The 25,536-nt window shown below is 75.1% G+C and carries 19 protein-coding genes; 9 read left to right on the top strand and 10 right to left on the bottom strand.

Going from position 1 to position 25,536, the window contains the following annotated elements:
- Positions 1–44 precede the first annotated feature (44 nt).
- The gene (locus IH54_RS45460) at positions 45–197 is read right to left on the bottom strand and encodes a hypothetical protein (RefSeq protein WP_159011800.1); all 153 of its coding nucleotides are present in this window, start codon (positions 195–197) and stop codon (positions 45–47) included.
- Positions 198–214: 17 nt separating this feature from the next.
- The gene (locus IH54_RS0112590) at positions 215–1,495 is read right to left on the bottom strand and encodes an MFS transporter (RefSeq protein WP_159011802.1); all 1,281 of its coding nucleotides are present in this window, start codon (positions 1,493–1,495) and stop codon (positions 215–217) included.
- A 272-nt stretch (positions 1,496–1,767) separates the two neighbouring features.
- Between IH54_RS0112590 and IH54_RS0112595 the strand changes: the two genes are divergently transcribed.
- The gene (locus IH54_RS0112595) at positions 1,768–2,754 is read left to right on the top strand and encodes a helix-turn-helix transcriptional regulator (protein WP_031515996.1); all 987 of its coding nucleotides are present in this window, start codon (positions 1,768–1,770) and stop codon (positions 2,752–2,754) included.
- 1 nt (position 2,755) lies between these two features.
- Here the strand turns inward: IH54_RS0112595 and IH54_RS41550 are convergent, their stop codons facing one another.
- Positions 2,756–5,401, bottom strand: coding sequence for a protein kinase domain-containing protein (locus IH54_RS41550; protein WP_052397349.1), 2,646 nt, complete (start codon positions 5,399–5,401; stop codon positions 2,756–2,758).
- A gap of 290 nt (positions 5,402–5,691) precedes the next feature.
- Here IH54_RS41550 and IH54_RS0112605 point away from each other — a divergent pair, with 290 nt between their 5' ends.
- A complete protein-coding gene (locus IH54_RS0112605; protein WP_052397350.1) occupies positions 5,692–6,978 on the top strand; it encodes a choice-of-anchor A family protein in 1,287 nt (428 codons plus the stop codon).
- A gap of 47 nt (positions 6,979–7,025) precedes the next feature.
- On the opposite strand, the gene pcaB is transcribed toward IH54_RS0112605, so the two are convergent.
- The 4 genes from pcaB to IH54_RS0112625 all read right to left on the bottom strand — a co-directional run bounded on the left by pcaB (position 7,026) and on the right by IH54_RS0112625 (position 13,402).
- Entirely contained in the window at positions 7,026–8,426 is a 1,401-nt protein-coding gene (gene pcaB, locus IH54_RS0112610; RefSeq protein WP_031516002.1) for a 3-carboxy-cis,cis-muconate cycloisomerase, read from the bottom strand.
- A gap of 20 nt (positions 8,427–8,446) precedes the next feature.
- Entirely contained in the window at positions 8,447–10,501 is a 2,055-nt protein-coding gene (locus IH54_RS0112615; RefSeq protein WP_052397351.1) for an FAD/NAD(P)-binding protein, read from the bottom strand.
- 226 nt (positions 10,502–10,727) lie between these two features.
- A complete protein-coding gene (locus IH54_RS0112620; RefSeq protein WP_063762284.1) occupies positions 10,728–11,282 on the bottom strand; it encodes a hypothetical protein in 555 nt (184 codons plus the stop codon).
- A gap of 305 nt (positions 11,283–11,587) precedes the next feature.
- The gene (locus IH54_RS0112625) at positions 11,588–13,402 is read right to left on the bottom strand and encodes an LCP family protein (protein ID WP_052397352.1); all 1,815 of its coding nucleotides are present in this window, start codon (positions 13,400–13,402) and stop codon (positions 11,588–11,590) included.
- 281 nt (positions 13,403–13,683) lie between these two features.
- Between IH54_RS0112625 and IH54_RS0112630 the strand changes: the two genes are divergently transcribed.
- Positions 13,684–15,417: an MFS transporter gene (locus tag IH54_RS0112630; RefSeq protein ID WP_078862142.1), complete on the top strand. Its 1,734-nt coding sequence runs from the start codon at positions 13,684–13,686 to the stop codon at positions 15,415–15,417.
- Between the two features lie 188 nt (positions 15,418–15,605).
- A complete protein-coding gene (locus IH54_RS0112635) occupies positions 15,606–16,226 on the top strand; it encodes a TetR/AcrR family transcriptional regulator (protein WP_031516013.1) in 621 nt (206 codons plus the stop codon).
- 194 nt (positions 16,227–16,420) lie between these two features.
- Here IH54_RS0112635 and IH54_RS0112640 read toward each other — a convergent pair whose 3' ends face one another.
- Both IH54_RS0112640 and IH54_RS0112645 read right to left on the bottom strand, forming a co-directional pair.
- The gene (locus IH54_RS0112640; RefSeq protein ID WP_052397354.1) at positions 16,421–17,671 is read right to left on the bottom strand and encodes a glycosyltransferase family 4 protein; all 1,251 of its coding nucleotides are present in this window, start codon (positions 17,669–17,671) and stop codon (positions 16,421–16,423) included.
- Positions 17,672–17,830: 159 nt separating this feature from the next.
- A complete protein-coding gene (locus IH54_RS0112645; RefSeq protein ID WP_031516018.1) occupies positions 17,831–19,138 on the bottom strand; it encodes a helix-turn-helix domain-containing protein in 1,308 nt (435 codons plus the stop codon).
- A gap of 203 nt (positions 19,139–19,341) precedes the next feature.
- Here IH54_RS0112645 and IH54_RS0112650 point away from each other — a divergent pair, with 203 nt between their 5' ends.
- The 5 genes from IH54_RS0112650 (at position 19,342) to IH54_RS0112670 (ending at position 24,239) form a co-directional block, all read left to right on the top strand.
- Positions 19,342–20,127: a DUF4232 domain-containing protein gene (locus tag IH54_RS0112650; RefSeq protein WP_052397355.1), complete on the top strand. Its 786-nt coding sequence runs from the start codon at positions 19,342–19,344 to the stop codon at positions 20,125–20,127.
- 231 nt (positions 20,128–20,358) lie between these two features.
- Positions 20,359–21,102: an ABC transporter ATP-binding protein gene (locus IH54_RS0112655; protein ID WP_078862154.1), complete on the top strand. Its 744-nt coding sequence runs from the start codon at positions 20,359–20,361 to the stop codon at positions 21,100–21,102.
- Positions 21,102–22,460: an FtsX-like permease family protein gene (locus IH54_RS0112660; RefSeq protein ID WP_031516024.1), complete on the top strand. Its 1,359-nt coding sequence runs from the start codon at positions 21,102–21,104 to the stop codon at positions 22,458–22,460. Before IH54_RS0112655 ends, IH54_RS0112660 begins: the two co-directional genes overlap by 1 nt.
- A 79-nt stretch (positions 22,461–22,539) precedes the next feature.
- Positions 22,540–23,628 carry a sensor histidine kinase gene (locus IH54_RS0112665; RefSeq protein ID WP_199923375.1) on the top strand — a complete coding sequence of 363 codons (1,089 nt, stop codon included), beginning with the start codon at positions 22,540–22,542 and terminating at the stop codon, positions 23,626–23,628.
- Positions 23,580–24,239, top strand: coding sequence for a response regulator (locus tag IH54_RS0112670; RefSeq protein ID WP_031516028.1), 660 nt, complete (start codon positions 23,580–23,582; stop codon positions 24,237–24,239). Before IH54_RS0112665 ends, IH54_RS0112670 begins: the two co-directional genes overlap by 49 nt.
- Here IH54_RS0112670 and IH54_RS0112675 read toward each other — a convergent pair.
- Positions 24,232–25,278, bottom strand: coding sequence for a Gfo/Idh/MocA family oxidoreductase (locus tag IH54_RS0112675; RefSeq protein WP_199923376.1), 1,047 nt, complete (start codon positions 25,276–25,278; stop codon positions 24,232–24,234). The two genes, IH54_RS0112670 and IH54_RS0112675, sit on opposite strands and share 8 nt — an antisense overlap.
- Positions 25,279–25,536 lie beyond the last annotated feature (258 nt).

A 25,536-nucleotide genomic window follows, 5' to 3' on the forward strand; every position in this document is an offset into this window, starting at 1 on the left:
TCCTCCGACCGGTGAGGCGTTGCCGGCAGGGGGCTCCAGCCGGATCAGGCGGCGGGCAGCCCCATGTCCTCAACGCGCTCCACGGTCCGCTGGACACGCTCGGCGACCGTCAGCCCGGTGGGCATGTCGGGGATCCGTACCGCGGTGAGCGCCCCGGCGGAGCCCACAGGCTGCCGCGAAGACCGCCGGACGTCCATGTCCTCGCCGAACGCCTTCAGGGCGCGGTTGCCGCGTCCGGCAGACCCGACCCGACGCCGGTCGGCTCGGCTCCCCCGGGTGCGCGGGCGCCGCGGATCGCCGGGTGCGCGGTCGTCAGGAGGGCCAGCGCGAGCAGCCATGCGGTGGAGGCCCAGACGAGGGGGTGGGTGCCCAGCACGGAGATGAGGAAGCCGCCGGCCAGGGTGCCGGCGGAGAGTGCGCCCGTCGTGAGGGTCGAGACCGCGGCCGAGGCGCGGCCGCGCAGCGCGTCGGGGGTGGCGGAGAGCTGGTGGGCTGTCATGGCCACCATGTAGACGGGAGCCGCCACGGACTCGGCGGCGGCGACGGCCGCGAGGGCGAGGGGGCCGGGCGCGAGGGCGTACAGGGGGAACATCAGCGCCTCGGACCACAGCATCACCACCGCGATCCGCCCGAGCGGGAAGCGGCGGACGGCGTATTGGGAGACGAGCGCGCCGGCCATCGTGCCCGCGGCGGCGCCGCTGAAGATGACGCCGATCCACAGCGGCGAGGCGCCCGCCTCCCGGGCGAGGGTCACGATGAGGAGGTAACCGGCGCCGTAGCGGATCTTGTCAGCGGCGTTGACGAGGGTGAGGAAGCGGATGACGGGCCTGCCCCACAACCACCGCAGCCCCTCCCGGATTTCGCGCGTGAGCTGCGCAACCCCGCGGCCGGACGCAGTGGTTGCGGGGCGGAAGTCCGCGCGCATGAGGCGCAAGGAGAGTGCGGACCCGGCGAAGGAGAGTGCGTTGGCGGCGAACGGCACGATCCGGCCCACCGCGTACAGCGCCCCCGCGAGCGGTGCGCCGAGGACGCCGACCGCGCCCGACGCGGACTGCGACCAGCCGAGCGCGGCGGCCAGCCGCTGCGGGCCGACGACGGCGGGCAGCGCCGCAGTGCTCGCCGCCTGGAAGAGGGTCGTGAGGACGCCGGACAGCACGGCCGTGGCGTACAGCTGCGGCATGCCGAGCGCGTCCTGCCACAGCGCGACCGCGACGCCCGCGGTGAGCAGCGCGCGGCCGGCGTCGCACCACACCATCAGCGCGCGCCGGTCGAAGCGGTCGGCGAGCGCTCCCGCGACGAGTCCGAAGACGAGGAAGGACAGGGTGCTCAGCCCCAGGACGAGGCCGGCGCGGGCGGCCGAGCCGGTGAGGGCCAGCACGACGAGCGGCAGGGCCATGCCCTGCGCCTGGTCGCCGACAGCCGAGACGACCTGGCCGCACAGCAGCAGCGAGAAATTCCGGTCACGCAACAGACCGGGCTTACGAGAGGTGTTCACGAAGATACGCTCCGTAGTAGCTCATGGGCACAAGGGCGGTGTCGCGCTTGGTGCCGGGCTACGAGACCCGGGGCGTGGTGAACACGCGCGGATCTTCCCGTGCCGAACCGGCCTCCCGCAACCGATTTCGGGCCGGAAGCAGCAGCGCGCGGAACCTCCGGGCGCGGCCGATGCGTCGCGGCATATGGCGTCCCCACGGGGGAATGCGGTTGACTCCGCTACGCAAGCGGCGGGGAGGCCGGTTGGGGCAGGTGTGCCGGGGGTGATCCTGAGTGCTGGACGAGATGGTCTTCCGCAGCGAGGAGCTGGCGGCCGCCGACAGGTTCGACGTGTGGCACGACCTGATGAGCAGCACCCACGCGCCCATGGACCTCACGAGCGACTACGCCGCGGACTTCCGCGGGACGCTCCGGCTGATGGACCTCGGCGGGATCACCCTGTGGCCGGCGTCCTTCCCGCAGCTCACCTTCCACCGCACGCCCCGCCGTATCCGGCAGTCCGACCCGGAGACGGTCAACCTCTCACTGGTCGTGCAGGGCGACGCGTGGACGAGCTGGCCCGACCGCCCGCAACGGGCCCTCCGGGTACAGGACTTCCACATGAACGTCTCGTCGGTCCCGATGAGCGTCTGCGGCGTCGGCCCGTGGATCGAGATGATCGGCGTCGAGATGCCCCGGTGCGCGCTGAGCCTGCCGTGGGACCGGGTACGGGACGTCCTCGGACGGGACCTGCAAGGGCGGACGGGCATCGGCGCGCTGGTCGCGCAGTTCCTCACCCAGGTGACCTCGCACACCGGCCAGTACCGGCAGGCCGACGCGCCCCGCCTCGGCCGGGTCCTCGCCGACCTGGTGAGCGCGCAGTTCGCGCAGGTCCTCGACGCCGAGGACGGCCTCGCGCCGGAGACCCGCACCCGCGCGCTCACGCTGGAGCTGATGGCGTTCATCCGCCGCCACCTCGCCGACCCCGACCTGACCCCGAGCAGCGTCGCCGCCGCCCGGCACATCTCCCGCAGCCACCTGCACCGGCTCTTCCAGGCGCGGGGCACGACCGTCGCCGCGTACATCCGCGAGCAGCGGCTCGAAGGCGCGCGCCGCGAACTCGCCGATGGCGCCGGGGAGGTCCCCGTCCACGCGATCGCCGCGCGCTGGGGCTTCAAGGACCACGCGACCTTCACCCGCAGCTTCCGCGCCGCGTACGGCGTCAGCCCGCGCGACTTCCGGCACGCCGCGCACCTCGTCCCGACCCCGGCAGGACGGTGAGTCAGCGCGGGGGGCGCACCGCGTAGAGGGTCTTCGGCTGCATGCCCTTGCCGGACGCGAACGTGGACGCCTGCGCGACGAGCAGCCCGCTTCCCGGGTCCTCCGCCCACGCCTCGATGTAGCCGTCGGGGATGCCGTCGGGAGCCGTCCACACGTCGTGGCCCGTCGCCGGATCGACGCCCGCGAGGCCGAACGGCGCGGGCGTGGGCGGCCGTCCGGCCGGGGCCGCGGTGGCGGGCGGCCCGGAGCTGACGGTGAACGGGACCCAGGGGGCGGCGACGGCGGTCGGAGCCGTGCCGTCCGCGCCGGCCCAGGAACCGGCGGGCAGCGGCATCCGGCCCTGCCCCTCCCAGAGCACCGCGCCGGTTCGGGCGTCGAGGGCGCTGTACTTCCCGCCGGGCGCCGAGGGGCCGGGCGGCTCGTCCACGCTGATCACGCACGGCCGCGGATCTCCCGCCCCGAGCCCCATGAACCACGCGGGCGACTTCCGGCTCCACAGCGCGTGGCCGTCGTCCATCGAGTACGCGGTGAAACCCCCCGCGTACTGCGCGCTGCCCTCGCGTCTGAGGCGCTGCACGAAGAAGGCGCCCGACGGGGAGGACACCCCGACGTAGCCCTCCGCCCCGGACACCGGCACGCTGCCGCGTACCGTGCCGTCCTCGACGCTCACCAGGGTCAGGGACGACGGGTCGGTCTCCCCGGCGGCGAGGAGGGCGGTGGGCGCGTGGGCGGACACGCGCCACGAGCCGGTCCAGCGGGTGGACTTGGTGGTCGGGTCGAGGCAGAGCAGGATCCCGAACCCGCCCGGTGACTGCGGGTCCTCGCGACCGATCAGCAGGGCCTCGGCGGAGACCGTCGTCACGGAGTTGATGATCGCCTGGCCGTCGGTCTCGTCGGTCTCCCACGTCCACCGCCACAACTCCTCGGCGTCCGACGCCCGGAGGGCGACGAGGAATTTCGCGAGGACCGCATAGAGGGTCCTGCCGTCGGCCGAGAGCGCGAGGTGGGGGAAGCCGGTGTTGAGGAGCCAGTTGCTGCCGGAGGGCGGGGCCGGGAGCTGGAGGGAGTAGCTCCAGGACGCCTCGCCCGTCGCGGGCGCGATGCGGCGGATCCGCCGGTCCTCGGTACTGAGGTAGAGCGCGCCGTCCTGGCCGATGACGTAGCCGTAGGCGCTGTCGTCGGCCTTCGAGGCGTCGGAGAGGTCGGGCAGCTTCCACCGGCGCTCGCCGGTGGTGAGGTCGACGCCGATGAGCTGCTTGTCGTCCTCCAGGAGGGCGGCGCCGGAGGCGAGGCCGACGAACTGCTCGGTGGCCGGGATCTGCCAGGCGAGTGCGGCCTTCCCGAGGCCCTTGCCGCTGCCGCTGCCGCCGTCGCCGTCGCCGTCGCCCTTGTCCGGGAGCAGGGCGAGGGTGGTGGCCGTGGCCCCGCCCGCGACGACGACGCCGATCCCCGCGAGCAGCACCGTCCGCCGGGTGGGGCGGCGCCTGTCCGGTACGGGCGCGGGTACGGGCTCGGCCGGCGGTACGGGAGCGGGGGCGGTCTCCGTCGGAGCCTGCGGGACGGATACGGGGTCCGGCTCGGGCGGACGTACGGGCGGCGGCGCGTCCGGGCGGGTCGGGACGGACGCGGGGTCCGGCGCCGTACCCTCCGCCCCCTGCGGCGTGAGCGCACCCTCCGGCGTACCCGGCGACGCACCCGCCACGGGCCCCAGCGCCGCCGCGGCCCCCGCGTACGGCATCAGCCGGGCCGCGACCTCCGTCGCCGACGCCGGGCGGGCGGCCGGGGACTTGGCCAGCAGCGCGAGGACGAGCTCGTCGAGGGCGGGCGGGATGCCGGGGCGGGCGGCGGAGGGCGGGACCGGGGCCTCGGTCGCGTGGGCGAGGAGTTGCGCGGTGACGACGCGGTCGCCGAACGGCGGGCGGCCGGTGAGCAGATGGTGCAGCAGGCAGCCGAGCGCATAGAGGTCGGCGCGGTGGTCGACGGCCGCGCCCGTGGCCTGCTCGGGCGACATCCAGGGCGCCGAGCCGAGGACGGCGGCGGGCGCGCTGAGCTTGGTGAGGTCGTAGGAGAGGTCGAAGGCGGCGATGCCGAAGTCCAGGACGGTGGCGCGCCCGCGGTCGTCGACCATGACGTTGGCGGGCTTGATGTCGCGGTGCACGATGCCGCGCGCGTGCGCGGCCGCGAGCGCGAGGGCGACCTGCCGGGCGAGGTCGGCCGCGGCGGCGGGCGGCAGCGGGCCGCGGTCGTCGAGGACCCGGTCGAGGCTGCTGCCGGCGGCGAGGGCCATCACGATGAAGACCTCGGAGCCGTCGCGCCCGAAGTCGTGGACGGTCAGCACGTGTTCGTCGACGAGCTGCGCCGCGGCCGTCGCCTCCCGCTCCAGCCGCCGTACGGCGCCGGCGTCGTCGGCGAGCGGGCCGCGGATGAGCTTGATCGCGACCGCGCGGTGCAGCACCGGGTCGTCCGCCCGCCACACCTCACCCATGCCGCCGCGCCCGAGCCGCTCCTGCAGCCGGTAGCGCCCGGCGAGCGTCCGCCCGTCCGGAACCCCGGGAGCCGCCGGAACGCCCGGACCCGCCCCCGCCCCCTCCGCCGCGGGCTCCCCCGGCGTACCGCTCCCGGCGCCGGCCACGTTCCCGTCCACCACGTCCGCATCCCCCCGGCTGACCAGACGTCAATCATCGACTACGACGTGATCACCGCGCCAGCGGATCCGGCCATCCCGCCCGCCGGACCGGGCGCGACCGTGCTCGCCGCTGCCCCGCACCCGTATCCGCTCGGCCCCGCCCGCGGCGGGGAACCGGGACAGCCCCGGTCGGGCCCGTCCTCCCGGACTACTCGCACGGCCCACGCCGGTGTGCGCCGATCGGATGCAGGAGGAGACGCGCCCCCGCCGGTCCGGAGGATTCGCGAGCCCGTCTGCCTACGGTCGCGGGCATGCGCAAACCACTCTTCGCCACAGCCGGCCTCGCCGTGTGCACGTGCAGCCTCGCCGTCGCCGGGCTCGTCGCCATGCCCTCCGCGCCCGCCGCGGTCGCCGCGACCCGCGCGGTCGGCAACCCCGTCACCGGCAACCAGGGCTTCGGGACCATCGTCGAGCACGACGCCGTGCTCGGCACCACCGAGACCGAGGGGACGGTCGCCCTCGGCGGTGACCTGTCCTTCGGCCCCGCCTACAACGTCGCGCTGCACACCGCCGGCGACTTCGTCGACGACGGCGACGCGCAGCCCACCGCGCTGCTGGTCGGCGGCCGTGTGCAGACCGCCACCAGCGACCCGGCGGGCGTACTCCAGGTGCTGAACAACGGCTACGTCAAGATCGGCGACCCCACCGGGGTGGACGTGCTCGACCGGGACCAGAACAACGCGAGCGTCAACACCCGGGTCGTCCCGGAGGGCGCGGGATACGACGCCACGCCCCGCATCCAGCTCACCACCGACCAGCCGCCCGCCTCCGTCGCCCCGAAGCCGGGCCTCATCGACTTCACGACGCTCTTCTCCGACTACCGCGCCCGGGCCGCCGCGATGGCCACCTGCGACGCCAACGTCGTGCTGCGGCACGCGAACGGCGACCCGCTCGACCCGCAGACCGGCTTCCCCGACGGCACGGACGCCTACGTGAGCCTCGTCCCCGGGCGGACCAACGTCCTGCACATCACCGGCGACGACCTCAACCACATCGGCAACCTCACCTTCCGCGACCACCCCACCGCGAACACCCCCTTCCTCGTCGTCGTCGACACCACCGCCACCGGCGGGCAGTACACCTGGGACGTGCCGACGCTCGCAGGCGTCAGCGGGGACCAGGCGCCCTACATGCTCTGGGACTTCCCGGACGCCACGGACATCGAACTGGCCACCGGTGACAGCCTGGAAGGCACGATCTACGCCCCGAACGCCCACCTCACCGACACCGACGCCGCCAACATCGAGGGCGACATCGTCGTACGCCAACTGACCGCGGGCCCACAGCTCGCGAACGGCACCTGGGTCAACGCGGGCGAGATCCACAACTTCCCCTTCAACGCGTCGATCGACTGCGGCACCCTCCCGACGACGACGCCGCCGACCACGACCCCGCCCACCACCCCGCCGACGACACCCCCGACCACGCCGCCCACCACGCCTCCGACCACCCCGCCGACGACACCCCCCACGACCCCGCCCACCACCTGCCCGCCCAGCACCAAGCCGCCGACCTACGGGCACGGCTACGCGGACTGAGGCCCGCGCACCCGTCACCCCGCCCGGGGCGGCGGCCCCCGCCGGGCTCAGCTCTTGAGGGCCCGGTCCACGAGCGGGCCGGCCGCCCCGGTGTAGTTCGCCGGGTCCAGCAGGTCCGCCAACTGCTCCGCGTCCAGCAGGCCTTGCAGCCGCGGCTCGTCCGCCAGGACGTCGGCGAGCGGGCGGCCCTCAGCGGCGGCCCGCTGCGAGGCCGCGCCCATCAGCTCCTTCGCCGCGGCCTTGCCGAGCGCCGGGGCCAGCACCGCCGAGACGCGTTCGGAGGCGATCTGCCCGCCGGTCGCGGCGAGGTTGGCGCGCATCCGCTCCGGGTGGACGCTGAGCCCTCGCACCAGCTCGACCGCGGTGTACGCGGCCCCGCCCGTCAGCCGCAGGCACTCGCGCAGCGGCTGCCACTCGGCGTGCCACACGCCCGCCGAGCGCTCGTCCTCGGTGACCAGGCAGGACGCCAGCACCCCTGACAGCGCCGGGACCTGGATCGCCGCCGAGCGGATGAGCGTGGCCAGCACCGGATTGCGCTTGTGCGGCATCGCGGAGGACACCCCGCGGCCCGCCCCGCCCGGCTCGGCGGCCTCGCCGACCTCCGTGCGGGCCAGCACCAGCACGTCGGCGGCGATCTTGCCGAGCGCCCCCGCGGTGTGCGCGAGCGCGGCCCCGAGATCCGCGAGCGGCGTGCGCAGCGCGTGCCAGGGCAGGACGGGCACGGCCAGGCCGGTTTCGGCGGCGAAGGCGGTCACCAGGTCGAGCACGGCGGCGGGTTCGGCGCCCTCGCCCGCGTACTGGTGGTAGCCGGCCAGCGTGCCGGCCGCGCCGCCGAGCGACACCGGCAGCCCGCGGTCGGCGACCGCGCCGATCCGCTCCGCGGCGTCCAGCACCAGCTGCCGCCAGCCCGCGGCCTTCAGCCCGAAGGTGGTGGGCACGGCGTGCAGCGCGAGGGTGCGGCCGGCCATGACGGTGTCGCGGTGCTCGGCGGCGAGCGCCGCGAGGGCGTCGGCGACGGTGTGCAGGTCGGCGCGGATCAGCCGCAGCGCCCGCGCGGCGACCAGCATCGCGCCGGTGTCCAGGATGTCCTGGCTGGTGGAGCCGCGGTGCACGAACTCCGCCGCGTCCGGCGCCCGTTCGGCGACGACACGGGTGAGCGCCGCGACCAGTCCGACGACCGGGTTGGCGGTCTCCCGCGCGGCGAGCGCGAGCCCCCGTACGTCCAGGTGCTCGGCCCGCGCGGCCGCCGTGATCGCCTCGGCGGCGGCCGCGGGCACGGTCCCGCAGCGCACCTGCGCCCGCACCAGCGCCGCTTCGGCGTCCAGCATCGCCTGCAGCCAGGCGGCGTCGCCGACCGCGGCCTCCGCCGGGGTGCCCGCCCGTACGGGGGAGAGCAACCCCAGGTCGGCCCAGGCGGGTTGGTGCTCCCCGTACGGTGTCGCGCTCATGTCCTCGTCCTTCCGCTCCGTCATGCCCTCGTCCCCGTGCCCTCCACCGTACGGTCGCGCCTGCCGGCCGGCTCCGGCAGCCGGCCCTGCGGGAGGCCGGGTTCTGGCAGCGCGAGGACGGCGGCGGCGATGTCGTCGGACTCCTCCAGGGTGACCGAGCCGACGCCGGGGCGGATGCCCGCCGCCGTCACCCAGTGCACGGACTCCGTCGGCACGCCGTACGCGAAGCGCCGCGGGTGTGCGGTGCCGTGGGCGTCGAGCAGGCGGCAGGGGCGGCGCGAGACGGCGAGGCCGCCGGTCTCGTAGTCCGTGCCGTCGGTGCCGGGGACGCGGTAGGTGCGGCACTGTCCGGTCCGCAGCAGGTGCGTCATCAGCGGGTCGGCGGTGCGGCGCAGGTCGATGTCCGGCAGCCGGGCCTCGATCAGCGCGGTGGCCCGCACCCGCACGTCGGCGATCTCGGTGGAGGTCGCCACGAAGCACGGCCCGCCGTCCGCCGGGTCCGCGGCGATGCCGACCCGCATGCCGGGCCCGGTGACGTCCAGGATCCCGGCGTCGATGAGTGCGGCCATCTCCTCGATACGGGACGCGGGCGGGCCGATCGACAGGTAGGCGTTGAGCGGGGTGTACCAGCCGTCCAGCTCGTCGCGGTGCGAGGCGGCGTCCAGCCCGCCGTGGTCGACCGCGAGCCGCACCTCGTTGCGCAGGTCGCGCAGGATGTCCAGGGCGGCTTTGAACGGCCCGTCCACGTTGCCCTCGTGGGCCTTGCGCACGTCGTCGTCGAGGTAACCGCGCAGCCAGCCGCGGAAGGCGGCAACGTCCCGCAACTCCGGTGCGCCGTAGGGGCGTTCGACACGGCCCCAGTCCCAGCGGTCGGCGGGCGCGATGCCCGCCTCGTCCAGCAGCCGCTGCTCGTCCTCGCCGGGCGCGGCGCGCAGGTAGCGTGCCGCGAAGTCCGCGGCCCTCGCGGGGGTTTCGCGGTGTGCGAGCAGCGTCTCGTAGTAGACGCACTGCACTTCCATCGCGATCAGCGCCCACAGCCCGGTGCCGAAGCGCACCGGCTCGCTCGCGGTGGCCGGGGTGCGCAGCGCCGCGACGTACTCGGCGGTGAGCAGCCGCGGGGTGTAACGCCCGTGCGCACCCTTCTGGTTGTCGCCCCGCGCCTGGTACGGCACGCCGCGCCGCGACCCCGCCACCAGGTGCGGCTCCTTTCCCGAGGGCCGGTAGACCAGCCGTCCGCCGCTGCGCTCGAACACCCCGCCGCGGGCGTGCGTGAAGAGCGCCATGTAGTCGAAGAAGCCGAGGCCCAGGCCGCGCAGCAGCACCGTCTCACCGGGCGCGACCGCCGACACGTCGGTGTCCGCGGGGTTGGCGGGCGGGATGTACGTGAGCTGGTGCCGGGCGGCGAACGCCGTCAACTCCCGCTCGGTGCTGGTCGGGTGGACGGGCACATGGCCCTGCGCGAGCAGCACCGCGCCGAGGCCGGCCAGCCGGGTGCCGTCCTCCAGCAGCACGGTCTGCGGCCCGTGCGGGCCGAGCGCGCTGTCCCCGTCGTCCAGCGCGACCGCCCGCGACGCGTGCACCCTGACGCGTACGTGCGCGGGGGCGTCCGCGGCGACGTGGCGGAAGGCCCACGTCAGGTACTGCCCGTAGAGCGCGCGGGTCGGGTAGGTGTCCGGCCCGATCGCGCGGGCCTCGCGCAGCGCGGCGTCGTCCGGTCCCGGCGCGCCCGAGGCGTCCGCGATGTCGGCGAGCGCCTTCGCCCACTCGTACAGGCTCGGGCCGCGCTCCAGCGGCCCCTCGATGCTGACGCTCGCGTCCGTGAAGACGGTGACCTGGCTCGCGACGGTGTTCATGAGCAGGTGCCGCGACTGGTCCAGCCGCCACACCCGCCCCGCGCCGGGCGGGTCGGGGTCCACGACGTGCAGCGTGAGCCGCTGCCACCGCGGGTGCCGCCGTTCACGGGCGACGATCCGCTCCAGCAGCGAGAGCCCGCGCGGTCCGGCGCCCACGACGCACACCTCCAACCCGCGCCCCGCCGCCCCGTCGGACGGCGGTTCGCCCCCGTAGTACGACATCCGGGCCAGCCCCTCTCCCACGTGAGTGCCTCACTTCACGGACTACGCCCACCTTTGGTCCGCCGCCTTGCCGCCCACTATCCGCGCCCTTGGCGCCCTGGTAGTCGCGATCTGCCGCGCGGGGCGGCATGCGTTTCGCGCCGCGGGGCGAGCGTTCTGCGCTGCCGCGCCGGGCGGGGGCGGCGGGCGGCGGGCGCGTCCGGGGAACGACTGCGTCGCCGGGCCCCTAGGAGCACTCACCCCGCACGGCGGCGCGGTCCAGCGCGGCAAGGCGGCTGCTCGCGTACCCGCGGATCCGCTTCGTGCGCCCGCGTTCGCCGAGCCGGCGGAGCACGGCCGGTTCGGGCGAGGCCTGCGCGAGGCGCACCTGCAGCCAGTCGCTCCACGACTCCTGGACCTCGCCGTCCGCGAGCAGCGGGGTCAGCGCGGCGCTCTGCAGGAGCGCCACGTCCCGCGCGTACCGCTGCGCGTACTCCCTGCTGTACTCCCAGCGCAGTTGCGCGATCCACCGCGCCCGCTCCCCCTCCGGGAGCCTCTCGAGCACCGGCAGCAGCACGCTCAGCGCGACGTTCTGATCCGGCTCGAACCAGATCACCTCGAAGAGCAGGCCGAAGTTCTCCGCTTCCCCGAGGGCCGCCTCGTACAGCCTCCACCGGTCGTGCCCGTTGTCCGCGTCCCCGACCGGCAGACCCGTGCGGTCAGCCAGCTCGTCGAGGACGGCGACGAGCCGGCCGTCCTCGTCCCGTCTTCCGTCGTCCACCCGGAATCGCCCCCCTGTCATGAATCCCCCTCCATGGACGGGCGCGCGCGGCCTTCCCGTTGCACGGAATCGGCCGCTGCCGCGGCCGCCCCCCCGACGCTCCATGGCCGGAACGGCCGCTGCGCCCCCGCGCAGCCGACCGGACAAATGACCATACGCCCAGCAGCTGTGATCCGGCCCCGAATGATTCAGCCATGAACAAGTCTGCGGAGTCGCACCCGTCACCAGCGCCACCGGCGCGCGCTCCGGCGCGCAGGAGGCGGCCACCCCACCGCCTCGGAGACGCGGCCGACGCCGCGGTGAGTCGAACACCGGGCCGGCGGAGCTTACTTGCCGTGGTAGACGTACGGCCAGTAGACCGGCATGCAGCCCTCCTCGGCCCCGTTGACCACCTGGGCGGACTTGGGGACGCCGCCCGCCTTGGGGGCGGTCTTGGCGAAGTCGGTGCCGGTGCGCCAGTCCGCGCCGATCGTCAGGGTGATGTGCTCGACGTCCGGGGACGCCTTGACGTCGCTCACCGGGATCTTGAGGACGCCCGCGACCGCCGTCGCGTCGGCCTTCGCCTGGGCGCCGCCGCTCGCCGGGTAGACGACGGTCGTCGCGGGGTTGGGCGCGGGCGTCTTGTCGAAGTCCGCCTGTGTGTAGCCCGCCGCCTTGAGCGCGTCGGCGATGTCACCCGCGCGGCCCGGAACGGCCTGACCGGTCGCCGCGTTGCCCGCCGTGCCGTTGACGACCGTGACGGCGACGGTCGCCGGCGCGCCCGCGGGCGGGCCCGAAGGCTTGGGCGAACTCGTCGGCGAGGCGGTGGACTTGGGCTTGCCGTTGGGGTCCATCTCGGTGTCGTTGCGCAGCAGCGACCAGACGGTGTCGGCGTCCTTGGACGGGATGTAGTGGGCCTTGGGGGCTTCGGGGTCGGCGTCGTGCGGCATCGTCGCCATGGAGATGCGGTTCGGCGGCACGGTCTTGAGCTGCATCCCCAGGTCGTACAGCTTCTTCGGGGTGCCGATCTCCTCGGAGACGACGAAGGCCGACATCGCCGTCGTGGCGATGTCGTTGAGCTTGGCCGGGTTGCTGAAGAGGTTCTCGCCGCGCAGCTTCCGGATGAGCGAGTTCATGTACATGTGCTGGGCCTCGGCGCGGCCCGCGTCGTCCATGAAGGGGTGCCGGGCGCGCAGCCAGGCGAGCGCCATCTCCGGGTCGGTGATGGTCTGCTTGCCTGCCTTCTTCAGCAGCAGGTGGGAGGTGCCGGGCGCGCTCGCCGTCGGGTGGTCGTAGACGGGCTTCTCCACGCAGACGTCGACGCCGCCGACGACCCTGGCCATCTCCACCACGCCGTGGAAGCGGATCATCATCCAGTGGTCGATGTAGACCTTGGTGAGGTTCTGCACGGTCGCGAGTGTGCAGCCCGCGCCGCCGCGGGTGAGGGAGGCGTTGATGATGTCCTCCGTCGGCGCGTAGACGTGGTGCGTCTTCGGGTCGGTGCACTCCGGTATCTGCACCCGGGTGTCGCGCGGGATGCTCACGACCGACATGTTGCTGCGGTCCGCGGACAGGTGGGCGATCATGATGACGTCCGCGCGCTCGCCCTTGGCGTCCTTCGCGCCGCCGAGCTTGGCGTCCTCCGGGTCGTCGCGGTTGTCCGAGCCGATGATGAGGATGTTCATCGCGCTCGTGCCGTCGGCGTTGGCCTTCGCCTTGTGGACGGTGCTCTTGCCGCTGACGCGCTCGCCCTTCTGGATCTTGCTGGCGAGGTATTCGTAGTAGCCGAACGCCGCGCCCGCCGTGCCGAGTACGGCGACGCAGGTGCCGATCGCGGTCCACTTGAGGATCTTGCGGCGGCGGCCGACGGGCTTCTTCCGGCCCCGGCCCCGGGCGCCGCCGCGCCGGTGGCCGCCGCCGTGCTGGGGGCCTCCGTGCCGGCCGCCGCCGTGCTGGGGGCCTCCGTGCTGCGGACCGTCCTCGCCGCCGTCCCGGCCCGGCGGGGAGCCCCCGTGATGCCCCGCGCGGTGCCCGCCGGGCTCCGCGCGTCGCGGGCCGGGGACGCCGGGGGCGCCGGCGTCCGGGCCGGAGCCCGCTCCCGTACCCGTACCCGTACCGCCGTCCGGCCAGAACCCGCCGCCCTCCGCCGTGCCGCCGTGCATCCGCAACCATCCCCCATGTCATGGGCGTTCGCCCGTGGCCCGGCCGGGCGGGACAGTCCGCCGACACCGCATCAGACGATCACGGTCGGCCGAAAGTTGTAGGGCACGCGATCACCGCCGCCCAACCCCGCCCGTTTCCGGACCTGTTGTGCCCATACGGTCCGCCGCACGCGGCCGCGCCCGCACCTCCTCGGCGCCGGTCCGGTCAGGGCCGTTGACATGGAACTCAACAGGCGTAGAGTTCTGCACGGCAGAAGAACTCAACACGTGAGGAGTTAAGGATGTCCGCCGCAACTCCCGCCGCCGGAGGCGCAGTGACCGCCACCGGCGGGCTGCTCGCCGCCAGGCGCGGCCACCGCGTGCTCGCGCTGGTGGTGGTCCTCTCGGCCGTCTTCATGCAGCTGCTCGACACCACGATCGTCACGGTCGCGATCCCGTCCATCCAGGACGACCTCGGCGCCGGCTTCGGCACCGTTCAGCTCGTGCTGGCCGGCTACAGCCTCACCTTCGCCTGCACCCTCGTCACCGGCGGCCGGCTCGGCGACAGCCACGGCAGGCGCCGCCTCTTCCTCACCGGGATGCTCGGCTTCGTCCTCACCTCCGCGCTGTGCGGCGCGGCGCCGGACGCCACCACCCTCGTCGTCGCACGGCTCGTCCAGGGCATGTGCTCGGGCCTGATGTTCCCGCAGGTCCTGGCCATCATCCAGAGCCTCTACGACGAGCGGAGCCGCCCGAAGGCACTCGGCGCGTACGGCGCCTCCATCGGCCTGGCGACCATCTCGGGCCCCGTCCTCGGCGGCGCCCTCATCGCTGCCGACGTCCTCGGCACGGGCTGGCGCGCGATCTTCTACCTCAACCTGCCCATCGGCGCCCTCGCCCTCGCCGGCGCGCTGCGCATCCTCCCCGAGACGTACGGCGACCGCGGGCGCCGCCTCGATCTGACGGGCGCGCTGCTGGTGACCGGCGGGCTCTTCCTACTGGTGCTGCCGCTCGTCGTGGGCCGCGACCAGGGGTGGCCGGTCTGGGCGTGGGTGCTGCTCGCGCTGAGCGTGCCCGTGCTCGGCGCCTTCGTGGCGCAGCAGCGGCGGCTGGGGCGGCGCGCGGACGCCGACCCGCTGATCCGGCCGGGCCTCTTCGCCCGCCGCTCCTTCAGCGTGGGCCTGGCCGTCAACCTGGTCTTCTTCGCCGGGATCCCGAGCTTCTTCTTCCTCTTCATCCTCACCCTCCAGGCAGGCTTCGGCTACAGCGCGGTCGGCGCGGGCACGGTCACGCTCGGCTTCGCCGTCTTCGTCGCCCTCGCCTCCGCCCGCTCCAGCGCGGTGGTCCGCCGCCTCGGCACCCGTACGCTCTCGCTCGGCACCGCGCTGCTGGTCGCCGGCATGACCGGCGTGCTGCTCACCCTGCACGCCGCCGGCACCGGCCTGCACGGCTACCAGCTGCTGCCCTCGCTGGCGGTGGCCGGCATCGGCGCCGGGCTCTTCCTCGCACCCGTCACCGGCGTCATCACCGCCGGGCTGCCGCAGCGCGACGCCGGATCGGCCTCGGGCGTGCTGGCCACCGCGCAGCAGGTCGGCGCGGCGCTCGGCATCGCGGTGGCGGGCGTGATCTTCTTCGGCCTGCTCGGCGGCAACGCGCAGCGCTCGGTCGACGCGGTCACCCCGGCCCTGCGCGAGCAGCTCACCGCGGCCCACCTCACCGCGGGCCAGCAGCACGACGTCCTGGCCGGCTTCACCGCCTGCTTCACCGACCGCGCCCACGCCACCGACCCCGCGGCCACCCCCGCGAGCTGCGCCCGGATGAGCAGCCGGGCGGCCGCCGCCCCCGCGGACGTAAGGGCGGCGGTCCAGCGGGCCGTCGTCGCCGAGGCCCTCCCGCAGGCCCGGCGGCACGACTTCAGCCGCACCCTGCAGCAGGCACTGGGCTGGCAGGTGGGCGTCTTCGCCCTCTCCTTCCTGCTGGTGGCGGCGCTGCCGCGGGTACGCGGCGGGGACGTCAGCACCCTCCCGGCGGCATGACCTCCGGCCGGCCGGGCTATGGGCCGCGCGCCCGTACCCGGCGTTCCGCCCCGGAAGGCGCGGCGGTGACGGCGGTGGCGGGCCCGGCGCCGGCGAAGGGGACGGCGGTGACGGCCCGGGACGTCCCGGAGGGCGCCGCGGCGGCCGGGGACCGGAAGGGCGGGGAAGCCCCGCCTATACTTCCGGCTGTGCCCCCCTCCGCCCCGCAGCCCCCGGCCCGCCGCCGGGGAGGCCGCCGCGGGGGCGACGCCGACACCCGCGGGGACATCCTGCGGGCCGCGCGCGAGCAGTTCGCCCAGGGCTACGAGGCGACGAGCGTACGCGCCGTCGCGCGCGCGGCGGACGTCGACCCGTCGCTGATCGTGCAGTATTTCGGCGGCAAGGACGGCCTGTTCAAGGCGGTGCTCGACGAGGCCGTGCAGCCGCACGAGGGCGTGGGCCGCGTACTGGCCGCGGGCGGTGAGGGCGCCGGCGGGCCCGACCTCGGGCACGGGCTCGCCGCGTACTTCTTCGGCATCTGGGAGGACCCGGCCCGCCGCCACCCCTTCCAGGCGATGCTCGTCTCGGCCGCCTCCAACGAGGCCGCCGCGACCGTGCTGCGCGACTTCGTACGGGGCGAGGTCATCGCCCGCGTCGGCGCGATGCTCGACGGCGACGACGCGGAACTGCGCGCGGAACTCGCCGGTTCGCACCTCATCGGCGCCGCCCTCGTGCGCTACGTCTACCGCATCCCGCCGCTGTGCGACGCCCCGCTGGACGACGTCGTCGCCCGCATCGGCCGCGCCGTGCGGGGCTACCTGACCGGCTGACCCCGCACCCGCCGGGCCCGTCGACGTAGCAGCCGTTCCCGCGCCGGGGTGCTCGACGTCGTCCGGTCAGGCCTGCTCGCGGGCCACCCGCCGGGGCGCGTCGCGCGGGACGCGCGGGCGTCGGCGGGGGCGGCCCCGGACGCGCTCGAACGGGGCTCCGCCCGAGGGGCGTCGGCGCCCGCGGTGTACCCGGCTCAGCCCCGCCCGTGCTTCAGCCGGCGTGCCGCGCTGCGCAGGGTGCGGGCGGGGGTGCGGGTCACCGAGTGGCGGACGCGGGCGGTCTGGCGCTTCCAGGCGCGGGAGCGGCGCGAGGCGGCGAGGTCGGCGAAGAGGGCCTCGTACGCGGCGACGGCACGGTCGGGGTCGTAGCGGTGCGCGGAGGCGAGGGCGGCCTCGCCCATCCGGCGCCGGGCCGGCTCGTCGGCGACGAGCTCCAGCAGCGCGGCGGCCAGCGCGTCCCGGTCGCCCTTGGGCACCAGGCGGCCGTCGACCCCGTCGGTGATGATCTCGGCGGGGCCGAGCGGGCAGTCGGTGGAGACGACCGGCACACCGCAGCGCATCGCCTCGACGAGCGTCATGCCGAAGGACTCCGCGTCCGAGGCGGACGCGACGATCGACGCCTTCGCGAACTCCCCCTCGATCGGCGAGACGACACCCATCAGCACCGCCCGGCCGTTCAGCCCGCGGTCGTCGATGAACTGCTGGATGGCGGCCTTCTCCGGGCCGACGCCGTAGATCCGCAGCGTCCAGTCCGGGTATTTGGCGGCGACGTCGCCGAACGCGTCGATGAGCAGGTCGTACCGCTTGCCGCGCGCCAGCCGCCCGGCGGCGGCGATGACCTTGGCCGTGCCGTCCGCCGGTGAAGTGCCGATGTCGGGCACCGAGTTGGGGATCGCCAGAACGCGCAGGCCGGGCAGGCTCATCCGCGCCCGGTACATGGCGGCGTCCGCCTCGGTGATGGTGACCAGCGCGTCCAACCGCCGGTAGAAACGGGCGAACTGGCCGCGCAGCCTGGCGCCGTGGCTGTCGTACGTCAGGTGCTCCTGGGCGATCCGCAGGGCAGTGGGCGGGCCGAAGCGCGAGAGGTAGACGTTGATACCGGGCCGGGTGCCGATGATGACGTCGGCGTCGCACTCCCGCAGGTACTCCTCGACCCGCTGGTCGATGAGCCGGCTGTACTGGGCCAGCCGCTTCTCGGCGGGCGGGAAGGCGGTCGACGGCTCCGCCGTCAGCGGGTGGGCCCGGTCGTCGGACCCCGGCCGCGCGTCCACCAGCGGCACGACCGTCAGTCGCGGATCTATCTCGAACTCCGGCTCCGTGCGGTGCCGCCGCACGGACACGATCGTCACCGCGTGCCGCTCCGCCAGCGCCACGGCGAGATTGAGCGTCGTCCGGTTCGTGCCGCCGAGCCCGTAGAGGTCATGAATCAGGAATGTGATCTTCATGTCTGCCGCTCCCCCGCGTCCCGCGCCTGGGTCCACCATGTGACCCACGAACCTAGGCAAAAGCTGTGCAAAAGCCAAACGCGAGCTGAACGACGGGCGTGCTGCCGGTGCGCGGCAGGGCTGTGACCGGCGGGGGGACGTGTCGCGGACGCGCGGCCGTCAGCTGTCGGGCGTCGTGGGGGCCCAGGACTCACCGTCGTAGAAGTAGGCCGGGTCGCCCTTGAGGCCGAGGGTGCGGAAGGGGTGGCCGTGGTCGTCGACGGTGAGCTTGCCGGAGTGGTCGCCGCTGCTCCAGGCCAGTTCCAGGTACCAGCTGACGTCACGATCGGCGGTGCTCGCGTCCACGTCCAGGACCTGGGGGTCGGTCGCGGAGATCCGGTACGGGAATCTGCTGAGGGTCACCGTCGTGCCGTCGGCGGCGAGGCCCCGGACCGGGGTCGTACGCGGGGCCGGCGCATCGAGGTCCACCGCGAAGTTCGCAGGGTCGAGGGGGCCGCCGCAGCCGGAGCCGGGCGTGTAGACGTTGCCCTTCCGGGCCGGCTTGCTGCTCACGACGTGGACGTAGAGGGCGTGCAGCACGATCGGCTGCGTCGCCCCGGTCTGCGCGGTCAGCTCCAGCCGCAGGTGCCCCGCCGGAACGCCGCCCAGTGCGGCCGCCCACGCGTTCGTCTGCTCCAGCGACGGCGGCGGGGGCACCTTGCCGGGCTGCTGCGGCATCCGGAACCACGCCCCGCACTGCGCGTTCCAGTTGTCGGCCATCACGTCGACCGCGAAGGGCGCCGGGCCGGTGTACGGGGCGGGGGCCGTCGTGGTGGGCGTCGCCGCCGTGGGGGTCGCGGACGCGGACGCCGGGGACGCCGGGGACGTCGCGGCCGGGGCGGAGGTCGGGGGCGGGGCGGCCGCGGTACGGCTGTGCGTCGCCGGGAGCGGGGAGGCCGGGCCGGCGTCGCGGCCGCCGTCGCCCCGGCCGTTCAGCGCGACCGGCAGCGTGGCGACGGCGGCGATCGCCGCGACCGCGCCCAGGACGAGCAGGGTGCGGCGGACCCGCGGCGACCTGCCCGCTGCGGCGCCTGGCCCGGCGGTGACGTCGGGCCCGGCGACCGGCGCCTCCGCCTGCTCCTCCGCCGCCCCCTCCGTCTGCTCCCCCACGGGCTCCCCCACCGGCTCCGCGGCAGGCTCCGTCAAAGCCGCGGGCCGCGCCTCCCCCGGTCGGTCGGTTTCGCGGCGTGTTGCGTCCGCGAGCACCCAGCAGCGGTGGAGTGTGAGCAGTTCCTCGGGCGTCGCGCCGCAGAGCCGGGCGAAACGCTCGACCGGGGCGTAGTCCGCGGGTACGGCGGCGCCGTTGCAGTAGCGGTGCAGGGTGGAGGTGCTGAGGTGCAGCCGGGTGGCGAGCTGGCCGTAACTGCGCCCCGAGCGTTCCTTCAGCTCGCGCAGCCGCCGCGCGAATTCCTCGACGTGCGTGGTCATTCCCCAGCCCTCCCCGTCCCGGAACGGCGTTCCAGGTGGGGACATCATCGCAGCTCAGAGGGGCTGGAACGTCCCAGCGTCCCGGACTGTCGCGAGATTGTGGCGTACGGGACGGACCACGTCCGACGGTGGTGAGGCAAGCCAGTCAGCGATCCACACGAAGGGCGGCCACCATGCCGACGAAGCCCGCTTTCCTGTCCGTTGTGTCTCTCACGTCCTTCACGTCGCTCGCCTCCGCCGCGGTCCTCGGCCTCGGCGTCCTCACCCTCACGGCGTGCCAGTCGGACGACACCGGCGCGGCCCCCTCCACGACGTCGTCGAGCCCCGCCGCCCCGGCCGCGGGCACGAGCGGCACGCCCACCGCGTCCACGGCCCCGGCCGCCCCGGCGTCCGCGAGCCCCGGCGAGGGCGACGGCAGGAGCAGCACCTCGAAGGGCGGCGGCTCGAAGACCGGCACCCCGCGGAGCGGGACCTCGAAGGGCGGCGGGTCGAAGGGCGGCGGTGACGCGACGAGCGACAGCTACGCGTTCACCCACCCCTGCACACCGCAGCAGCTCTCGGTGCACGTGACGGGCCGCTCGGGCGCACCGTCCCAGCGGGTCATCGCGGTGCGCAACACCGGGCAGCGCTCCTGCGGCCTGAGCTACTACCCGCTCGTCCACCTCGACAACGCGAAGGCCCCGAACGGCGAGAGGGCCGTCCACCCGATGATCCCCAGCGGCCTCGGCGGCGCCCCGGCGTTCCCGGTGTACGCGGGCGCCACCGCCTACGCCGTCATCGACCTCGACCCGAGCGGCGCGACCACCGGCACCGTCCCCGGCATCGACGAGCTGAACGTCCTCCCGGACGGCGACCACATGCCCAACGCCGCCACCCTCGGCTTCCCCCTCCCCGCCGCCACTCCCGTCCTCCACCCCAAGCTCGGCCTCTACCGCACCACCGTCGCTGACGCCGTCTCCTCCATGCGGTCCGCCGACTACCAGTCCTGACCCGCCGCGGCCCGGCCGGGCAGCCCCGCCCCGCGGGGAGTACCACCGCCGGGGTGGGGTTTTCTGTAGGGCGGGATCCGGATACTGGCTGCATGTCCGCCGCCTCCGCGGATCCGTAGCGTCGTCGGTGTCGGAAGATACGGACGGCGGAGGGACGGGGACGTGGACGGCAGGACGGGCAGGACGGCCGGCGCGGTCAGCGCGGGCACGGGCGCCGGGGAGGCGCTGCGGATGGTGGACGTGGTCAAGGTCTACGGGGGCGGGAAGGACGTCGTCGCACTGGACGGGGTGTCGCTCGCGCTCGGGACGGGGACGTTCACGGCGGTCATGGGGCCGTCCGGGTCGGGGAAGAGCACGCTGCTGCAGTGCGCTGCGGGGCTGGACCGGCCGACGGCCGGGCGGGTGCTGGTCGGCGGGGTGGAGCTGCCGGGGGGCGGCGAGTCGGAGCTGACGCGCTTCCGGCGGTCGCGGATCGGGTTCGTCTTCCAGCACTACAACCTCGTGCCGTACCTCACCGTGCGGCAGAACGTGCTGCTGCCGCAGTCGCTCGCCGGGCGGCGCGGGCGGCGGGCCGGGGCGGAGGCGGCGGCGGTGCTGGAGCGGCTGGGCGTCGCGAACCTGGCGGAGCGGCGGCCCGCGGAGCTGTCGGGCGGGCAGCAGCAGCGGGTGGCGATCGCCCGGGCGCTGGCGACCCGGCCCGCGGTGCTGTTCGCGGACGAGCCGACCGGCGCGCTGGACACGGCGAGCAGCCGGCAGGTGCTGGCGCTGCTGCGGGAGAGCGCGGACGCCTTCGGGCAGACGGTCGTCATGGTCACGCACGACCCGGTGGCGGCGGCCTTCGCCGACACCGTCCTCTTCCTGGCCGACGGCCGGCTGGTCGACGAGCTGCGGTCCCCGGACGCGGCGGAGACCGCGCGCCGGATGGCCGCCCTGGACGGCGCCACCGCCACCGCCTTCCGGAAGGAGGCCGCGTGATGGCCGCCGGACTCGCCCGCGCGTCGGTACGGCACCGCCGCGGCACCTTCCTCGCCGCCTTCCTCGCGGTCTTCCTGGGCGCGGCGATCCTGATGTCCTTCGCCGCCCTGCTGGACACCGCGGGCGGCCCGCACGTCACCGGGACGGACCGGAACACGCTCACGATCATGGCCTCGGTCGTCGGCGGCTGGGGCGTGCTCGTGGTCGCCTCCGCGGTGGCCACGACCCTCGCGGTGGCGGCCCGCCAACGGGCGGGCGAGCTGGCCCTGCTGCGCTCGCTGGGCGCCACACCCGCGCAGACCGTACGGCTGGTGGTCGGCGAGACGGCCCTGGTGGGGCTGGCCGGGGTGCTGCTGGCGCTGCCGGTCGGCTACGGCGGCGGCTGGACGCTGCTGCACCTGCTCCAGGACACCGGCCAGGTCGGCGACGCGGTGGGCTTCCGGTTCGGCGCGTCGGCGCTCGCCGTCGGGGCGGGCGGCAGCCTGCTGGCGGCGCTCGCGGCGTCGTTCGGCACGGCGCGGCGGGCGGCCCGCCGCAGGGCCGTGGAGGCGCACCGGCAGGCGGCCGCGGGCGGCCGCCGCACCAGCCGCTTCCGGCTGGCCGCGGGCGCGCTGCTGGTGGTGGCCGGGGCGAGCTGCGCGGTGGTCACGGCGACCGCCCTGGACGCCTCGAAGATCGAGTCGCAGTCGGTCGCGGGCGAGGCCGCGGTGCTGTCCGCGCTGGGCTTCGCGCTGCTCGCGCCCGTACTGCTGCGCGCGGTGACCGCGGCCCTGGCCCCGCTGCTGGGCGCGTTCGGGGCGCCGGGCAGGCTCGGCGTGCTGGCGGTGCGGCAGCGCGTCCAGCGGGCGGCGACCGCGGTGATGCCGATCGTGCTGTGCACGGCGATCTCCACGGGGACGCTGGCCATGCAGTCGGTGTGGAATGCGGCGCACCCGCACCTGTCCGCGGACGACAAGGGCACGGCGACGCTCAACTACGTGGTCGTCGGCATGCTCGCGGTCTTCGCCGCGGTGATGCTGGTCAACCTGGTGGTCGCCGAAACGGCCGCCCGGCAGGGCGAGTTCGCCCAGCTGCGGCTGGCCGGTGCGACGCAGCCGCAGTTGCTGCGGCAGGTCGCCGCCGAGACGGCGCTGACGCTGGTGACGGGGCTGCTGTTCGGCACGGCCGCGGCCGCGGCGTCCGCGGTGCCGTACAGCCTGGCCGTGTCGGGTGACGTCCTGCCGGGCTCGGCGGTCGGCATCCACACGGCGGTGGTCGCCGGGGTGGCGGTGCTCGCACTGGGCGCCGCCCTCACCGCCGCCCGCCGCGCGGGCCGGGCCCCCGCGACGGTGGCCCTGCGGACGGCGGTGGCGGCGTGACGGCGGGGGGCCGCGGGGCGGGGCAGGCCGCGACGGGTCCCGTACGGCGCACCGCGGGCGTACGCACGGAGGTGTCCGCGTGAGCGCGGCATTCCCTCTCTCCCGACCGGGGCGGCGGCTGCGCCGGCCCGGTTGGGGCGTTCTCCTGGTGTGGCAGGCCGTCGCCTCGGTGGTCGTCGGGGTGGTCGGCACCCTGGTGTGGGCGCAGCTGAGCCCGATGTACTTCTGGCCGCGGTGGGTGTGGTTCGGGCTCGGCGTCAACCTGGCGCTGCAGTACGGGCTGCGCTGGGCGCTGCGCAAGCCGCGCGGGCGGCGGCGGGCGTTCGCGCTCCAACTCGCCCTGAGCGCGGTGTGGGTGGGCATCGACGTCGTGTCGTGGGCCCTGTCCGGCGGGGGCTTCTTCTGGCCGGTCTTCAGCACGCCTGTGGTGGCCGTCGCACTCGTGGTGCACGCGTGGTGGCTGCAGCGGCTGCCGCCGGCCCGCGAGCAGGAGCTGACCGAGCGGGTGGCTGCGCTGCACCGTACGCGCAGCGGCGTACTCGACGTCCAGGCCGCGGAGTTGAAACGGATCGAGCGGGATCTGCACGACGGGGCGCAGGCCCGCATGGTGTCGCTGGCGATGAACCTCGGGCTCGCGAGCGAGCTGCTGCGCCGCGACCCGGACGCGGTCGCCGCGCTGCTCGCGGAGGCGCGGGAGACGACGCTGACCGCGCTGGAGGAGCTGCGTACGGTCATGGAGGGCATCCAGCCGCCCGTGCTGGCCGACCGCGGGCTGGTCGGCGCCGTGCAGGCGGTCGCGCTGGACCTGGCGCTGCCGGTGGCGGTCGAGGCGGACGTGCCGGGCCGGCCGGAGGCACCGGTGGAGTCGGCGGTGTACTTCGCGACGACGGAGTGCCTGGCCAACGTCGTCAAGCACGCGGGTGCGACGCGTGCGTGGGTGGGCCTCGTACACCGCGCCGGTACGCTGACGGTCGTCGTCGGCGACGACGGCCGCGGCGGCGCGGCCGTGGGTGCCGGAAGCGGGCTGAGCGGGGTGGCGCGCCGGCTGGAGGTCTTCGACGGCACGCTCGCTGTGGACAGCCCGCCCGGGGGCCCGACCCGGGTCACGATGGAGGTACCGTGCGCGTTGTCATCGCCGAAGACCTCGCCCTCCTCCGGGACGGCCTGACCCGCCTGCTGGAGGCGCACGACTTCGAGGTGGTGGCCGCGGTCGGCGACCCGGAGGCGCTGTCGCAGGCGCTGGCCCGCGCGGAGGTGGACGTCGCGGTCGTGGACGTCCGGATGCCGCCGACGTACAGCAACGAGGGGCTGGTCGCGGCCCTCGCCGCGCGCGAACGCCGCCCGGGGCTCCCGGTGGTGGTGCTCAGCCAGTACGTCGAGCAGCTCTACGCACGGGAGTTGCTCAGCTCGGGCGAGGGCGCGATCGGCTACCTGCTCAAGGACCGGGTGGGCAACGTCCCGGACTTCGTCGAGGCGGTACGGCAGGTGGCCAGGGGCGCGACGGTGCTGGACCCGAAGGTCGTCTCGGCGATGGTCTCCCGGCTGGAGGCGACGGGGCCCATGTCCCGGCTCACCCCGCGCGAGCGCGAGGTGCTGTCGCTGATGGCGCAGGGCCGTTCCAACGCGGGCGTCGCCGCGGCCCTGGTCGTCACGGAGAACGCCGTGAGCAAGCACATCAACAGCATCTTCGCGAAGCTGGACCTGCCGACCGCCTCCGACGACAACCGCCGGGTGCTCGCGGTCCTCGAATACCTGCGGACCGAGGGCGGGCTCAGCTGACGCCGGCCAACTCCCCCCGCATCTCCCACGCTTCGAGCGGGAAGGCCAGCTCCTTGGCCTCGCCCAGCAGCCCGACCACCCGCGCCTGCTCCTCGAAGGCGGCGGCGCCCGGGCCCCCGGAGGCGAAGTCGGCGTAGGCGCGCAGCACGAACTCCGTCAGCGCGTCGTCGCGGAAGACCGCGCGCGGCTCGGGCGGTACGTCCCGTACGAGCAGGCGCAGTTGGGCGTAGTGGTCGGAGGCCTCGGCGGGGTAGTGGCCGATCGCGGTGCCCTGGTCGAAGCGCAGCGTGATCCGGCGTTCGCGCACGGGCGAGGTGAGGTCGGAGCGGATGACGCCGCGGACTCCGCCGTGGTGCGCGAGGCGCAGGGTGGCGCCGCCGAGCCGGGGCAGCCGCCGCCCGTTGACGTCCAGGTCGGTGCAGATCGCGCCCGCCACGTCGGCGTCCCCGGCAAGCCGCAGCAGGACGCCCATCGCGTGCGGGATCTCGACGTCGAAGGCGGTCGGGTGCCCGGAGCCGGCGAGCGAGCGCCGGAAGCGCGGCTTGCTCTGGACGACGGAGATCTGCCGCAGCGCGCCCAGCGCGGACCGCTCCCGGACGAGCACGGTCAGCCGGTCGGTGAGCGTGCTGGCCAACCAGGGTGCGACGACGGCGACTTGCACGTCCGGACCGCGCAGCAACTCCAGCAGCCGCGCGAGGTCGCGCGGCCCGGAGGCGAGCGGCATCTCCACCAGCAGCCTGCGGAAGCCGAGTTCGAGCAGCTCCTCGATCAGCTCGACCCGCGCGACCGGCGGCGTGCAGACGTGCACGACCGTACGCCCGGGGTCCAGCACGCGCCGGGCCTGCGCGAGCGAGGCCACCGTGTGCACGCCCTCCGCCGTGTGGCGGGCGCGGGCCGCGGCGTCCCGGTCGAAGGCGGCCACGGGGCCGGGCGCGAACCAACGCGGCTGCCGCTCCCGGGCCTTGGCCAGGACCGGCAGATGGAGGCCCGCCCCCGCCCGGCCCAGGCCGACGACCATCGTGTGCAGCATCTCCGGCATGTCCGGCAACAACCTTCCGTAGCGTTCCGCCCTCACGGGGGCGGTGTTCCGTCGAACCAGCGGTGCCCGGTCGCAGGAGATCCGGGACAACGCGGGCCAGCCTGCGCGCCCGAACCGGACGAAGTCAACGAAACGCGCCGGTCGCGCCCTTTTCACAGGAAACAACCCAAGAGGCTTGCCGCGTACCGGTGTTCGCCGCCCCCGCGGACGTGGGCCGGGGCGATGCGCCGCGGACCTGCCCGGCCGACCCCGAGGGCC

It is taken from the genome of Streptomyces sp. NRRL F-5123 (genome assembly GCF_000721495.1).
GTDB lineage: Bacteria > Actinomycetota > Actinomycetes > Streptomycetales > Streptomycetaceae > Actinacidiphila.

Coding starts and splice junctions, on each gene's coding strand:
- IH54_RS45460 (WP_159011800.1), bottom strand. CDS start 197: ATGGACGTCCGGCGGTCTTCGCGGCAGCCTGTGGGCTCCGCCGGGGCG.
- IH54_RS0112605 (WP_052397350.1), top strand. CDS start 5,692: ATGCGCAAACCACTCTTCGCCACAGCCGGCCTCGCCGTGTGCACGTGC.
- pcaB (WP_031516002.1), bottom strand. CDS start 8,426: ATGAGCGCGACACCGTACGGGGAGCACCAACCCGCCTGGGCCGACCTG.
- IH54_RS0112615 (WP_052397351.1), bottom strand. CDS start 10,501: ATGTCGTACTACGGGGGCGAACCGCCGTCCGACGGGGCGGCGGGGCGC.
- IH54_RS0112620 (WP_063762284.1), bottom strand. CDS start 11,282: ATGACAGGGGGGCGATTCCGGGTGGACGACGGAAGACGGGACGAGGAC.
- IH54_RS0112625 (WP_052397352.1), bottom strand. CDS start 13,402: ATGCACGGCGGCACGGCGGAGGGCGGCGGGTTCTGGCCGGACGGCGGT.
- IH54_RS0112630 (WP_078862142.1), top strand. CDS start 13,684: ATGTCCGCCGCAACTCCCGCCGCCGGAGGCGCAGTGACCGCCACCGGC.
- IH54_RS0112640 (WP_052397354.1), bottom strand. CDS start 17,671: ATGAAGATCACATTCCTGATTCATGACCTCTACGGGCTCGGCGGCACG.
- IH54_RS0112645 (WP_031516018.1), bottom strand. CDS start 19,138: ATGACCACGCACGTCGAGGAATTCGCGCGGCGGCTGCGCGAGCTGAAG.
- IH54_RS0112655 (WP_078862154.1), top strand. CDS start 20,359: ATGGTGGACGTGGTCAAGGTCTACGGGGGCGGGAAGGACGTCGTCGCA.
- IH54_RS0112660 (WP_031516024.1), top strand. CDS start 21,102: ATGGCCGCCGGACTCGCCCGCGCGTCGGTACGGCACCGCCGCGGCACC.
- IH54_RS0112675 (WP_199923376.1), bottom strand. CDS start 25,278: ATGCCGGAGATGCTGCACACGATGGTCGTCGGCCTGGGCCGGGCGGGG.